At 65.9% G+C, this 13,376-nt stretch carries 15 protein-coding genes; 7 read left to right on the forward strand and 8 right to left on the reverse strand.

Translation table 11 applies throughout. From position 1 onward, the window contains the following. Positions 1-16 precede the first annotated feature (16 nt). The gene (locus HZY97_RS02735) at positions 17-871 is read left to right on the forward strand and encodes an aldo/keto reductase family oxidoreductase (protein WP_180140340.1); all 855 of its coding nucleotides are present in this window, start codon (positions 17-19) and stop codon (positions 869-871) included. On the opposite strand, the gene HZY97_RS02740 is transcribed toward HZY97_RS02735, so the two are convergent. Both HZY97_RS02740 and HZY97_RS02745 read right to left on the reverse strand, forming a co-directional pair. After that, a complete protein-coding gene (locus HZY97_RS02740; protein WP_180140342.1) occupies positions 868-1,779 on the reverse strand; it encodes a hypothetical protein in 912 nt (303 codons plus the stop codon). The two genes, HZY97_RS02735 and HZY97_RS02740, sit on opposite strands and share 4 nt — an antisense overlap. Next, entirely contained in the window at positions 1,779-3,185 is a 1,407-nt protein-coding gene (locus HZY97_RS02745) for a serine hydrolase (protein WP_180140344.1), read from the reverse strand. Before HZY97_RS02745 ends, HZY97_RS02740 begins: the two co-directional genes overlap by 1 nt. A 279-nt stretch (positions 3,186-3,464) precedes the next feature. Here HZY97_RS02745 and HZY97_RS02750 point away from each other — a divergent pair, with 279 nt between their 5' ends. After that, positions 3,465-3,740 (forward strand): hypothetical protein, encoded by a 276-nt coding sequence (locus HZY97_RS02750; RefSeq protein WP_180140346.1) that lies wholly within the window; start codon positions 3,465-3,467, stop codon positions 3,738-3,740. Between the two features lie 48 nt (positions 3,741-3,788). Here the strand turns inward: HZY97_RS02750 and rimO are convergent, their stop codons facing one another. Then, on the reverse strand, positions 3,789-5,120 hold the full coding sequence (gene rimO / locus HZY97_RS02755) for a 30S ribosomal protein S12 methylthiotransferase RimO (RefSeq protein ID WP_180140348.1): 1,332 nt from the start codon (positions 5,118-5,120) through the stop codon (positions 3,789-3,791). Positions 5,121-5,214: 94 nt separating this feature from the next. Here rimO and HZY97_RS02760 point away from each other — a divergent pair, with 94 nt between their 5' ends. Further along, complete coding sequence (locus tag HZY97_RS02760; protein WP_180140350.1) at positions 5,215-5,619, forward strand: DUF1761 domain-containing protein; 405 nt, start codon at positions 5,215-5,217, stop codon at positions 5,617-5,619. A 4-nt stretch (positions 5,620-5,623) separates the two neighbouring features. Here HZY97_RS02760 and HZY97_RS02765 read toward each other — a convergent pair whose 3' ends face one another. Beyond that, positions 5,624-5,977, reverse strand: coding sequence for a DMT family protein (locus HZY97_RS02765; protein ID WP_180140352.1), 354 nt, complete (start codon positions 5,975-5,977; stop codon positions 5,624-5,626). Positions 5,978-6,035: 58 nt separating this feature from the next. Here HZY97_RS02765 and HZY97_RS02770 point away from each other — a divergent pair, with 58 nt between their 5' ends. After that, a complete protein-coding gene (locus tag HZY97_RS02770; protein ID WP_257214851.1) occupies positions 6,036-6,791 on the forward strand; it encodes an AAC(3) family N-acetyltransferase in 756 nt (251 codons plus the stop codon). Here HZY97_RS02770 and HZY97_RS02775 read toward each other — a convergent pair. The 3 genes from HZY97_RS02775 to serS form a co-directional block, all read right to left on the reverse strand. After that, positions 6,788-7,798 (reverse strand): TrkA family potassium uptake protein, encoded by a 1,011-nt coding sequence (locus HZY97_RS02775; protein WP_180140355.1) that lies wholly within the window; start codon positions 7,796-7,798, stop codon positions 6,788-6,790. The genes HZY97_RS02770 and HZY97_RS02775 overlap by 4 nt on opposite strands. Then, entirely contained in the window at positions 7,798-8,919 is a 1,122-nt protein-coding gene (locus tag HZY97_RS02780; protein ID WP_257214852.1) for a M23 family metallopeptidase, read from the reverse strand. The genes HZY97_RS02775 and HZY97_RS02780 overlap by 1 nt, the downstream gene beginning before the upstream one ends. A gap of 83 nt (positions 8,920-9,002) precedes the next feature. After that, the gene (gene serS, locus HZY97_RS02785) at positions 9,003-10,274 is read right to left on the reverse strand and encodes a serine--tRNA ligase (protein ID WP_180140357.1); all 1,272 of its coding nucleotides are present in this window, start codon (positions 10,272-10,274) and stop codon (positions 9,003-9,005) included. Between the two features lie 107 nt (positions 10,275-10,381). Here serS and HZY97_RS02790 point away from each other — a divergent pair, with 107 nt between their 5' ends. After that, positions 10,382-10,837, forward strand: coding sequence for a host attachment family protein (locus HZY97_RS02790; protein WP_180140359.1), 456 nt, complete (start codon positions 10,382-10,384; stop codon positions 10,835-10,837). Positions 10,838-10,953: 116 nt separating this feature from the next. Here HZY97_RS02790 and HZY97_RS02795 read toward each other — a convergent pair whose 3' ends face one another. Further along, positions 10,954-11,934 (reverse strand): PEP-CTERM sorting domain-containing protein, encoded by a 981-nt coding sequence (locus HZY97_RS02795; RefSeq protein ID WP_257214853.1) that lies wholly within the window; start codon positions 11,932-11,934, stop codon positions 10,954-10,956. Positions 11,935-12,362: 428 nt separating this feature from the next. On the opposite strand from HZY97_RS02795, the gene dksA reads away from it, so the two are divergent. Together dksA and HZY97_RS02805 are read left to right on the forward strand one after the other, a co-directional pair. Next, positions 12,363-12,830, forward strand: a complete 468-nt coding sequence (gene dksA / locus HZY97_RS02800; protein ID WP_180140370.1) for an RNA polymerase-binding protein DksA — start codon at positions 12,363-12,365, stop codon at positions 12,828-12,830. A gap of 135 nt (positions 12,831-12,965) precedes the next feature. After that, positions 12,966-13,340, forward strand: coding sequence for a PilZ domain-containing protein (locus HZY97_RS02805; RefSeq protein WP_180140377.1), 375 nt, complete (start codon positions 12,966-12,968; stop codon positions 13,338-13,340). The last annotated feature ends 36 nt before the right edge of the window (positions 13,341-13,376 follow it).

Here is a 13,376-nt window from a genome sequence, read left to right on the forward strand (position 1 = left end):
TTTCAGGAGACGTACCATGGCGAGCACTTTCCTCCTCGGCGATCGCACCGTGAACCGCATAGGCTATGGCGCGATGCAGCTCGCCGGCCCGGGCGTATTCGGCCCGCCCAAGGACCGCGACCAGGCAGTCGCGGTGCTGCGCGAGGCAGTTGCCTCGGGCGTCAACCACATCGACACCTGCGACTATTACGGCCCGCACGTCGTCAACGAGATCATCCGCGAGGCGCTGCACCCCTATCCGGACGATCTCGTGCTGGTCACCAAGGTCGGCGCGCGGCGCGGTGCGGATGGGTCCTGGCTGCCGGCTTTCACGCCGGACGAGCTGGAATCGGCAGTGCACGACAATCTCCGCAACCTCGGGCTCGAGGCGATCGAAGCAGTCAATCTGCGCGTGATGGGCGACGGCGGCCATGGCCTCAGCGAAGGCACGATCGCGCCGCAGTTCGAGCGGCTGGCAAAGCTGCGCGAGCAGGGGCTGATCCGCCATCTCGGCATCAGCAACGCCACGCACAAGCAGATCGAGGAAGCCCGCGGCATCGCCCCGGTGGTCTGTGTGCAGAACCATTATAACCTCGCCCACCGCGAGGATGACGCGCTGATCGACACACTGGCCGAGGCGGGGATCGCCTATGTGCCCTTCTTCCCGCTCGGCGGCTTCTCGCCGATCCAGTCGGGCACGCTCGACCAAGTGGCGAAGGGCCTGAACGCCACCCCGATGCAGGTCGCGCTCGCCTGGCTGCTCCAGCGCGCGCCGAACATCCTGCTGATCCCGGGCACCTCGTCGCTCGGCCATCTGCGCGAGAACCTCGCGGTGCGCGATCTGGTGCTGCCGGCCGAGGCAGTGAAGACGCTGGACGGGATCGCCGGCTAGCGGCCGATCGCCTTCACCTTGGGAGCGCACATCGCAATCGCGTGATCGACCATGAAGCTCAGGCGATCGCGGGCAAGGGCGAGCTCGGCCGGGTCCAGCCCCCGGTCGAGCGTCTCGAAGTTGAGATAGCTCAGCCCGTGCAGCACCGCATAGTTGGACAGCGACCCGTCGCTCGCCACTACGCGCTCCTGCACCACGTTGAAGTCGGCCTGGACCATCGCGTCGCGGCAAAAGGCTTCGCCCGGCTGGTTGCGGGAGAGATAGGTCGCGAAGCCGACGGTGTCGTCGTCGTCGAACGGATAGGCCTTGGTCACCGAAGGACTGGGGTTGAGCGTGTCGTCGCAGAAGCGGATCGAGATCACGCCGCTGCCCTGGGGATCGCCCTTGTTGCAGCGCGAGTCCCCGGTGTCGAAGCCCTTTGCATTGGTGTGGAGCGCGATGATCGGCCAAGCGCCGTTGGCCAGGTCGGCCAGGATGTTGTGGGCATAGCCGGGCAGGGCGCTGTCGAAATTGCGATTGGGATCGATCGGCTTTCCATAGTCGACCGCGCGATTCATCCGGACGCCGTCATTGCCTGGAGAGACACCCGAATCGACTGCGATCAGCACGCCGCCATATTTCCGGACCGCGGCAAGCCCCGCCTCGAAGCCGGCATTCTCATTGTCGTGCGGAACGAAGAAAAGCGGACCCTTCGGATGCTTTACGTTGACGATCCGCCACAGCCGCCACGGCGCGCGCTCCTCGCGGAACTCATGGGCAGTCACCGCCAGCCCCTTCCACTCCACCGGGTCGCGGTGGCGGGCGAAGTCGTCGTCCTGCACAGTGATCGGATCGACCGGGCGGACCGTTACCGTATCGGGCGGCGTGGCGCTGAACAGCGCGGCGGCGGCGAGGGCGAGCGTGCGCATCAGTCCCTCGGCTGGATCAGGAACTGCTCGAAGCGCCCGTCCGCGCCCGGCTCGGCATAGGTGATGGCGACCAGCTTGCGGCCATCGGCATAGGTGATCTGGTAGTTGCGATTGACGAACCCGCCGCGCAGCCGGGCCTTGCCGAGCGATTCGAACCCCACCGGATCGCCGAGCGGGGCGAGGCTGGCATGATAGTCCTCGGTCGCCTGGGGGGTGAAGTAATAAGCGGCGTTGTCGGTCAGCCGCTGCCGCATGAGCTTCCCGGCACGAAGCTCATCAAACACCCGGCGCGCCCGCTGGTCGCGCAGTTGGTCGAGCGTGAGGGCAACCGGCGGGGGCGGACCTTCGGGCACCAGCAGGTCTGTGATGCCGCCGGTGATCGCATCCTGCGCGCCCCCGAAATCGGCGTTGACCAGTGCGACCACGGCGAAGCGCTTCTGCGGGATCACGAAATTGTCGGAGAGGAAGCCCACCGCTTCGCCGCCATGCTCGACGGTGCGGACGCCGTCGCGGTAGCCGAGCGACACGCCCAGCCCGTAATGCGTGTCGGCGCCGCCCGTAAGCGTGATCGAGGTCTCCTGCGTCTCCCAATCCTCGGGCGTCAGGATCTTGCGGTCGATCCGGGCGATGTCCCACTTGGCGAGGTCGGTCGCCGACATGGCGAGTTCGCCCGCCGCCCATAGCCAGCCATGCGCCGCCGGTCGGGCCGCGCGGACAGGACCAAGCGCGAAGCGGTGATTGCCCTGGGGGAAGCCCTTGCCGTTGGCATAGTCCTGATCCATCGCGTCGATGCCGAGCGGCTTGAGGATCTTCTTCTGGAGATAGTCGAGCAGCTTCATGCCCGAAGCCTTCTCGATGATCATGCCCGCGACGACATAGCCGGTGTTCGAATATTGCCAGGCCGCGCCGGGCTCGAAATCGAGCGGCTTCTTCGCCCAGCGATCGAGGATCTCCTGCGGCGTGACCGGCTTCTCCATCGCGGCGAAGTCATAGTCCTGCGGCCAGTAATCCTGCACGCCGGCGGTGTGGCTGAGCAGCTGGCGGATGGTGATCTTGTCGGCGTCCGTGATGTCCGGAACCCATTTCGACACCTTGTCGTCGAGGCTGAGCTTGCCCTCGTCCTCGAGCAGCAGGATCGCCGCGGCGGTGAACTGCTTCGAGATCGACGCGATCTGGTATTTCGCGGCCGGGCTGGTCGCCTTCATCCCGGGACCCTGGTCGCCATAGGCGTGCGCGAAGACGATCTTGCCGTCGCGGACGATCGCGATCGAGGCCGAGGGTGCGCCGGAGGATTTGAGCGCCTGCGTGACGATCGCATCGACCTGGGTGGTCTCGGCGGGCGTCAGCTGCTGCGCGGCGGCAGGGGTGGCGATCAGAAAGGCGGCGGCAAGGGCAGGTCGGAACATTGGGCCTCCGGAACGAGATTGGCGCAAGCTTAGGCCAGCATGCGGTTTCCGTCATCTTTCCATCTGGCATGGGCACCTTGCCACGGGGGCATGGGCATCGATGCATCTCAGGGTTCATCCCCCCGAAACGGTGTAATTGCCTGTTAGTAACGTCCGAGTTCCTCTCGCGAGGAGGAAATGTAGCCTGCGTTCTTTTGCAAGTATCGCTGTGCTATGCTCCCAACAGGGTCGAAGCATAACAACAGGATTCATTTCACCCGCAATGGGGGAGGAATTGCCATGTTATTTGCTTTTGCAGCGATGATGGGATGGTGCGGCACCAAATGGCCGGGCTGGTGGCGCTGGCCGCGTCCGCCACATCCGGATCCCGAGCCCTGGTGGCGTCTGGTCGACGGCATTCTTGGAGCTGTAGGTGGCGTGATCGTCATCAACGTCTTCGAGCCTCTGCTGCGCGATCAGGGCCTGATGGTTGCTGGCGGAGCAGCGTTCTTCGGCGGCCTTGCCGCGGCGACGCTGGTCGAGTCGGTGATGGGGCTGAACGCCAAGGCGCGCTGACGCCGGGGAGGGAGGCGGTGCCGGGGGCACCGCCTTTCCCGAATAGCCTCAGGCCAGCGGCACGCCGTACAGATCGTGCTCGTCGGCATCCTCGATCTCGACCATGACGATGTCGCCCTGGTTGAGGTGCCCGGCATCGCGCAGGAACACTTCGCCGTCGATCTCCGGGGCGTCGGCCTGGCTGCGGCCGGTGGCGCCGCCTTCCTCGCCGACTTCGTCGATGATCACTTCGACCGTCCGGCCGATCTTGGCCTGGAGCTTGGCGGCGCTGATCGCGGCCGTCTTCTCCATGATCCGGGCGTAGCGCTCTTCCTTGACCTCTTCCGGCACCGCGCCGGGCAGGTCATTGGCGGCCGCGCCCTCGACCGGCTCGAAGCGGAACGCGCCGACGCGGTCGAGCTGGGCTTCGTCGAGCCAGTCGAGCAGATACTGGAAGTCCTGTTCGGTCTCGCCAGGGAAGCCGACTACGAAGGTCGAGCGGATCGTCAGGTCGGGCGCGATCGCGCGCCAGTTCTTCAGCCGCTCAAGCACCTTGGCCTCATTGGCCGGGCGCTTCATCATGCGCAGCACCGACGGGCTGGCATGCTGGAACGGGATGTCGAGATAGGGGAGGATCAGCCCCTCGGCCATCAGCGGGATGACCTGGTCGACATGCGGATAGGGATAGACATAGTGGAGCCGCACCCAAGGCGCGATCTTGCCGAGCTCGCGGGCAAGGTCGGTCATGTGCGGGACGATCTCCTCGCCCTTCCACATGCGCGGCTGCTTGCGGATGTCGACGCCGTACGCCGAGGTATCCTGGCTGATGACCAGCAATTCCTTGGTGCCCGCCTCGACCAGCTTCTCCGCCTCGCGCAGGATCGCGTCGGGGCGGCGGCTGACCAGGTCGCCGCGCAGCGCCGGGATGATGCAGAAGGCGCAGCGGTGGTTGCAGCCCTCGGAGATCTTCAGATAGCTGTAGTGGCGCGGGGTGAGCTTCAGCCCGCTTTCCGGCACCAGATTGAGGAATGCGTTGGGCGGCATCGGCGCCGCGTCGTGCACCGCGCCAACCACTTCCTCATATTGGTGCGCGCCGGTGACCGCGAGCACGTTGGGGAAGCGCGCGCGGATGACCTCGGCTTCCTTGCCCATGCAGCCGGTGACGATGACGCGGCCATTCTCGGCGATGGCTTCGCCAATCGCTTCGAGCGATTCTTCCTTGGCCGAGTCGAGAAAGCCGCAGGTGTTGACCAGCACGACGTCGGCGCCGGCATAGTCGGGCGACATCGCATAGCCGTCGCTGCGCAGCTTGGTGAGGATGCGTTCGCTGTCGACGAGGTTCTTCGGACAGCCGAGCGACACCATCCCTACGCGAGGGGCCTCAGGAAGTTTAGTTGCCATGATCGGGCCGCGACATAGGGATTTCTGGCGAAATTGCTAGCCGGGGCTTTCCGGCGTAGCTTCATGCCTCTGCAAATATAGGGGGAGAGGCAATATGCAAATTCACTGGTTGGCGATCCTGGCCGCGGCGGTGGCCGGCTTCGTGGTGGGCGGACTCTGGTACGGGCCGCTGTTCGGCAAGGCGTGGATGCAGGCGCGCGGGATCAGCCCGGAAGAGGCGAAGGCCGGCGTGAACATGCCGCTGCTGTTCGGCAGCACCTTCGTGCTCAACCTGGTCGCGGCGTTCATGCTCGACCATCTCTACAACACCTATGACACGACCGTGGGGTTCCACCATTCGCTGGTGATCGCCGGGATCATCGGAGTGGGTTTCATCACCACCTCGATCGGCGTGAACTATCTGTTCTCGCGGCTGCCGCGATCGCTGTTCCTGATCGATGCGGGCTATTGGATCGTCATGTACCTGGTGATGGGCGCGATCTTCGGGCTGCTCAGTTGAACGCTCAGGCGTGTGACTTGAACAGGAACCACGCGCCGCCCGCGATCAGCGAGAAGCCGATCAAATGGTTCACCGTGATCTTCTGGCCGAGATAGAAGACCGAGAAGACGACGAAGACGATCAGGGTGATCACTTCCTGCATCGCCTTGAGCTGGGCCGCGGAATAGACCGCGCTGCCCCAGCGATTGGCGGGCACCGCGATCAGATATTCGGGCAGTGCGATCAGCCAGCTCACGCCGATCACCAGCGCCAGCGGCACCGCCTTGAAGCGGAGATGGCCGTACCAGGCGATCGTCATGAAGACGTTCGAGGCGATGAGCATGAGGATCGGCAGGGCGCGGGCAGTGAAATCAGGCATGGCGCGACCATGGCGGGGATGGCATCCAGGTCAAGATAGCCCAAAGGTCAGGATGGAGATGATTTCCCGAACCCGGCTGGTCGAGCAGCTCCGCGCGCTGGGCGTGCGCGAGGGCGGCGTGCTGCTCGTCCACACCAGCTTTCGCAATGTCCGCCCCGTCGAGGATGGCGCCGAAGGGCTGATCGCGGCGCTGGGCGAGGCGCTGGGGCCGGAGGGCACGCTGGCCATGCCTTCGGCGACGGGCGACGACGATGCGCCCTTCGACCCGGCGAGCACGGTCAATCGCGACGATCTCGGCGCGGTCGCCGATCTGTTCTGGCGGATGCCGCATGCCGTGCGCAGCCCGCATTTCGATGCAGTGGCGGCGCGCGGCCCGCAGGCCGAATGGATCACCGGCGGCCCCTTCGTGCTGCCGCCCGCGGCGCCGGGCAGTGCGATCGACCGCATCCGCCTCGCCGGCGGCCAGGTGCTGCTGCTCGGCGTGACGCACCACGCCAACACGATGCTGCATCTGGCCGAGCTGCTCGGCGGCGCGCCCTATCGCAGCGACTTCCATTACATCGATGCCGCGGGTGCCGAAGTCCATTACGGCGAAAATGACAGCTGCTGTGCGAAGTTCGAGCTCGCCGATACCTGGCTGCGCGCCGAGGGGCTGCAGCTGGAGGGGCAGGTCGGCCATGCCGAGGCGCGGCTGATGGAGGCGGAGGATCTGGTGCGGATCGCCGCGGCCCGGGTGCGCGAGGATCCGCTGATCTTCCTCCACGGCCCGGAAGAGGGCTGCGAGGAGTGTGACGAGGCCCGCGAGAGCCTCTAGCTGGCGGTGACGATCTCGATGATGATGTCGCCTGCCGCCAGCGCCTGCGCCTGGGGTTCGGCGAAGCTGTAGGGCTGGCCGCCGCGATAGATACGCACGCCGAGGCCGGTGGCGATGCCGGCGAGCGGCTTGCCCACTTCCGCCGGCATAACCTTGCGCTCGGCAAGCGCGACGCGGCCATGGATCGAGGCCAGGTCCATCAGATAGTCGGTCAGGTGATTCCCCGTGCAGCTGCTGGCGAGCAGCAGCCCGGCAAAGCTGACCGGGTTGACGACCGTAGTCGCCCCGGCAGCGCGGGCGGGAAGCTCATTGTCCTCGTTGCGCACGATCGTGCTGATCGGCAGCTCGGGCGCGAGGTGGCGCGCGGTGAGCGTGATCAGGATCGAGGTGTCGTCGCGCCCGGCGGCAACGATCATCGCGGCGGCCTGGCGAATGCGCACATCCTCGAGGATCGCATCGCGCGTGGCATCGGCCTGCAGCACCGCGCAGCCGCACGCCTTGGCGCGCGCCAGATTGTCCTCATTGGTGTCGATGACGACGAAATTGGCCGGCTTCTCGCCGCGGGCGATCAGCTCGTCGACCGCCTCGGAGCCGGTGCTGCCATAGCCGGCGATGACGATGTGGCCGGTAAGGTTTCGCTGGATCGCTGCCATGCGCCATTTGTCCCAGGTTCGCTTGAGCACGAAATTATAGGCGGTGCCGATGAAGAGCAGCACCACGAACACGCGTATCGGCGTGACGATGAACGCGTCGAACATCCGCGCCGAATTGCTCACCGGCACGATGTCGCCATAGCCGGTGGTCGTTACCGAGATCGATGTGAAATAGAGGATGTCGAGGAAGCTGACATGGCCGTCGGCCGTGTCCTTCAGCCCGTCGCGCTCGATCCAGTGGACGCCCACCGCGAGAGCTAGGAGCGCCACCACCGCCAGCACACGCCACCCGATCGAGGCCCAGACGGGAAGGCTGGACTTGCGTTTGAGCGTGGCGGGTGGCTGCAGCGCCATCAGCGCGCGGGCAGTCTCGGCAGCGGATCGACCGGATTGCGGCCCTGGCGAATCTCGAAATGGAGTTCGGGGCGGTCCGCAAAGCCTGAATTGCCGGAGAGCGCGATCATCTGGCCCTTCTTCACTGCCTGGCCGCGCTGCACGAGCAGCTGGCCGGCATGACCATACACTGTCGTCCAGCCATCGCCATGGCGGATAATCACTAGTCCGCCGAGCGCTGGAATGTCCGAACCGACATAGGCGACGACACCGTCCGCGGCGGCGAGCACCGGCGTGTCGAGTGGCGTGGCGATCTTGATGCCGTCATTGCGCTCGCCCGAAGCGCCGGGGCCGAAGCGCTTGATGACATTGCCCTTGAGCGGCCATTGGAAGCCGCCGGCCAGGCGCGCGGGTGCGGCCACCGGGGTGGTCGGCGAGAGCACGCGCGCGGAGGAGGAGGTCGGCTGGGCCGGCTTGGCCTTTTCGGCGATGGCGGGCTGGCCGCCGGTGACGATATCGTCGACGCCGAGATCGAGATGGAAGCGCGCGGCGCGCTGCTCGATCGTCTCGGGGCGGCCCGATGGCGAGGCGTCGTCGGGGATCAGCAGCCGCTGGCCGGTGCGCAGGATGTACGGCTCTTCGAGCTCGTTGACCGCGATGATCCGCGACCAGCTGACGCCATAGGCGACGGCGATCGCGATGCCGGTCTCGCCGTCACGGACCAGATGGTAGCGGCCGCCCGGAATGACGAGCTTCTGGCCGACGCGGATCACGAAGGGCGGCGGGATGTCGTTGGCGCGCGCGATCGCTTCCGAACCCGCGCCGGTCTTCACCGAGATCGAGCGCAGCGAGTCGCCGGGCTGCACAGTGTAGCTGCGGCCCGCGACCACGCGCGAATCCGCCTGCGCCTTGCGCGATTGCCAGGCTTGGGGCGGGGCGGGGAGGCGGCGCACGTCCTGTTCATTGCCGAGCGCGGGGCGCTCCCAGCGCTCCTGTTGCGGCTGGACGGGACGGTCCTGCCGGTCGTGGCGCTGCTGCGGCGCCGGGCGATAGCCGGTGTCCTGATAGGCGCCGCCGCTCTGCGGAATACAGGCGGCGAGCAACAGCAGCGCCATCGGCGCCATCCGCTTCGCAGCCATCATCCCCGACCCCCACATTAACCAAATAATGCCGCACCATAACGCGCATTTCCGCGCGCGTCAGGTACGTCTGAATGCGGAGGTACTCAGTTTGCCGGTTCGAGCCGCTCCAGGCCCTTGAGATAAGGCTTGAGCACCTCGGGGATCGCGACCGAACCGTCTTCCTGCTGATAGTTTTCCAGCACCGCGACGAGCGTGCGCCCCACCGCCAGGCCCGAGCCGTTGAGCGTGTGGACGAAGCGCGTCGCCTTCTCGCCCGCCGGGCGATAGCGCGCATTCATCCGGCGCGCCTGGAAGTCGCCGCAGGTCGAGCAGGACGAGATCTCGCGGTAGCGGCCCTGGCCGGGCAGCCACACTTCGAGGTCATAGGTGCGCGCCGCGGTGAAGCCCATGTCGCCGGTGCACAGCTTCATCCGGCGGAACGGCAGGCCGAGCGCCATGAGGATGCCCTCGGCGCACTGCGTCATGCGCTCATGCTCGGCCTCGGACTGTTCGGGCGTGGTGATCGAGACCATCTCGACCTTCTCGAACTGGTGCTGGCGGATGAAGCCGCGCGTGTCGCGGCCCGCCGCACCGGCTTCCGAGCGGAAACAGGCCGTCAGCGCGGTGAAGCGCAGCGGCAGCACTTCCTCGGTCAGGATCTTCTCGCGGACGATATTGGTGAGGCTCACCTCGGCGGTGGGGATCAGCCAGCGGCCGTCGGTGGTCTTGAACAGGTCCTCGGCGAATTTGGGGAGCTGGCCGGTGCCGAACACTGCCTCGTCGCGGACGAGCAGCGGCGGTACGGTCTGCTCGAAGCCCTGCGCCTCGAGGCTGTCGAGCATGAACTGGCCGAGCGCGCGGTGCAGCTTGGCAGCGGCGCCGCGCACCAAAGTGAAGCGCGCGCCCGAAAGCATCGCGCCGGTCTCGAAATCGAGGCCGAGCGCCGGGCCGATCAGGTCATGCTCCTTCACCTCGAAGCCGAAGCTGCCCGGCTCGCCGACGGTGGAGACGAGTGCGTTGTCGTCCTCGTCCTTGCCCTGCGGCACATCGGCGAGGGGCAGGTTCGGGATCGACGCGAGCAGGCCGGTGAGCTCCGCGCCGACTGCCTTCTCCTCGGCGTCGATCTGCGGCATCCGCTCCTTGAGCTCAGCGACTTCGGCCATCAGGTCGGTGGGGTCGTCGCGGCGCGCCTTGGCGGCGCCGATCGCCTTCGAGGCCTCGTTGCGGCGCGCCTGCACCGTCTGCGCCTCGGTGATCAGCGCGCGGCGCTTCTCGTCGAGCGCAAGCAGCGTGGCGGACTGCGGTTCCAGCCCGCGGCGGGCAAGGCCGGCGTCGAAGGCTGCGGGGTTCTCACGGATGGCGCGGATATCGTGCATGGCCGGGCGTATGACCGCGCGCACTCCTGCGTGCAAGTCCGCCGCGCGCAACCCTGCCGCGTCCGGGGGCGTTAAGGAGCCACAACCAAAACAAAGGAGAATTCGAGATGCAGGTTCCGCATGACGCAGTCGTGGTGGTCGCGGATGGCCGCAAGATGCTGTTCCTGAGGAACGAGGGCGATGCCCGAAACCCGAACCTGCAGGTCGAGAAGAAGGTGATCGACAAGCACAACCCCTCGCACCACGATCAGGCGACCGACCTGGCCGGCGGCGCCTCAAGCACGCGCGGTGGCGGGCAATGGGGTGGTGGCAGCATGGAGGAAGTCGACTTCCACCAGCTCGAGGAAGACCGTTTCGCCGCCGAGACTGCCGCGCTGCTCAAGGAGCGCGCGCTGCGCCAAGACTATGAGTCGCTGATCATCGTCGCCCCGCCCAAGACGCTGGGCGAGCTGCGCAAACATTATCACAAGGAAGTGAGCGACCGGCTGACCGGCGAGCTCGCCAAGGATCTGACCGGCCATCCGGTTTCGGAGATCGAGCAGGCGCTGCTCAAGGCGGAATAGAGCCGCCCGCTCCAAATACACGTCATCCCCGCGAAGGCGGGGATCCAGAGCCAGGAGCGTCGCCCTCAGTTACCCTGGATCCCCCGCCTTCGCGAGGATGACGATTTTCTTGTGTGTCAGGCCTCGGTCGTTTCGTCCGGCTTCTTCTTGGCGAAGCGCTTGCGGGCGACGAGCGCCGCGGCGGCGCCGCCGAACAGCAGGATCATCGGCGGGGCCGGGACCGGCGCGGGGCCGCCCGAGCTGCTGCCGCCGCAGCCATGCCCGCAGCTGCTGCTGCCGCCATAGCTGCTCGAACCGTGATGCCAGCCGCTCGAACCCCAGCCGCTGGAGTTGCTCCAGTGGCTGCTCGAGCCGTTCGACGACGACGAAGTCGACGAGGAATTGGACGAGCTGGTCGAAGAGCTGTTCGACGACGAGGTCGAGACGTCGCCGCTCGACGAGGTCGAGGAGCTGGTCGAAGTCGAGGACGAGACATCGCCGCTCGACGAGGACGAGGTCGACGAGGACACGTCGCCGCTCGACGACGAGGTCGAGCTCACTTCGCCGCTCGACGTGGAAGTCGAGGAGCCGCCGGTGGAGGTGGAAGTCGAGGACCCGCCCGTCGAGGTGGACGAGCCGCCCGTCGACGTGGACGTCGAGCCGCCTGACGAGGACGAGTTGGACGAAGAGATTTCGATGTTGATGCCGCTCGAGCCGCTGCCCGAGCCGGAGCCTGAACCGCTGCCGCCGAAGAAGCCGCCTGCGAAAAAGCCGCCCATGAAGCCGCCGCCGCCCGAGCCGCCGATCACGCCCGACGAGGACGAACCGCTGCTGCTCGAGGAAACCACCGGCATCTCGCCATAAGGCGGGGGCGTCGGGATCGGTGCGCCCTGCGCCGTGACGACGACGACCTGGGGCTGGCCCTGAGTCGTCGTGGTGACCGTGCGCTTCACGACTCGCTTCACGGGCCGCGCGACCGTGCGCTTCACGACGCGCTTCTTCGCGACAGTGACCTGCTTCACCACGCGGGGCTGATGAATGCGTTCGGTGACGTACACGCCACCGCCGCCTATCACTGCGCCTCCGCAGGTGCAGGCGCACAGTTTGGCCAGGGCCATGCGAACCGACATTGTTCCCACTCTTCCTTTGCTGGCGTGTCGCTCCCCACGGGACCGTCAGCAGCTTCACGCCTGTCAATGCAGGAAAAGTGCAAAACAAACTATTAAGTGCAACGGCGTAAGAGTTCATTAACCATATTATTGCGCGATTTTCGCTTAGAGGAATTCTGCCGCGAAGGTTAATGTTCTACTTCGGCACGGAAGCGCCTGTTCGTAGGTAGCCCTTTGTGAACATTACCGGTTAATTTTCAGGCGCTTCGACCCCCGGTTCAGCCCGCGCTAATTTCCCCCCATTTACGGGGCATTACGCCTGTGGATTAAAACAACGGCGCGCTTGTTAACGCCCTCGCGCATAAGTATAGGGCCGCGCAGGGCAAAGCGGTCTCCGTGCGGCTCAGCCAAGCGGCGACCGGAGTGGAGTAGTGGGGATGGCTACTGTTTTGGATCGCTTCGACGAACCGAGTAAACGTGTTCCTACCGCCGCCAATGACGGCGACAACGGCTATCGGCCGAGCAACGACGAACCCTTCATGAACCCGCGTCAGCTGGATTATTTCCGCGATAAGCTGAATGCGTGGAAGGAAGATATCTTCCGCGAGTCGGCCGGAACGCTCAACCAGCTGCAGACCGATACGCTGCGCGAGGCCGATCTCACCGATCGCGCTTCGAGCGAGACCGACTGGTCGATCGAGCTGCGCACGCGTGATCGCCAGCGCAAGCTGATCTCGAAGATCGACGCCGCGCTGCGCCGAATCGAGGACGGCGAGTACGGTTATTGCGAAGTGACCGGCGAGCCGATCAGCCTCGGTCGCCTGGAAGCGCGGCCGATCGCGACGATGACCGTTGAGGCGCAGGAACGCCACGAGCGCAACGAAAAGGTATCGAGGGACGAATAGTAGGGGGCTTACGGCCTCCTTTTTTGTGCCTCCCCGGTACAACCGCGGAGGCACATTTTCGGCTCTTGTTTACGCTTTCGACAAGGTTTGCTGGTCTATTCTACGCGCGTAACCCCTTGCGTTCGAGCGACACGAATGGACCAGTTCTCCTTTGACCCTCTCACGGCGCTTTCGGCGGACGATTTCGCCAGCCAGCGCACGGACTCACGCGATAGCCTGATGCTGTCGGCGCTGTTCCGCGTTGCGGGACGGCCGGACGAGCAGGTGCGGGTGCGAAATCTCTCGTCGGGCGGCCTGATGGCCGAATATGCCCAGCCGATCGATCGCGGGGCGCATGTCGAAGTGGAAGTGCGCGGTGTGGGCTGGGTCGCCGGTCGCATCGCCTGGGCGACTGATGGCCGCGTGGGCATCGCCTTCGATTCGTCGATCGATCCGATGCTGGCGCGAAAGCCGGTCGGCAAGGGTGCGCACACGCCGAGCTTCGTGAAGCCGATCATCACCCGGCGCTAAAGTGCCTCCGGGTTCAGTTCTTTCGATGATTTCGCG

This window comes from Sphingomonas sp. R-74633, assembly GCF_013416555.1.
Taxonomy (GTDB): Bacteria; Pseudomonadota; Alphaproteobacteria; order Sphingomonadales; family Sphingomonadaceae; genus Sphingomonas.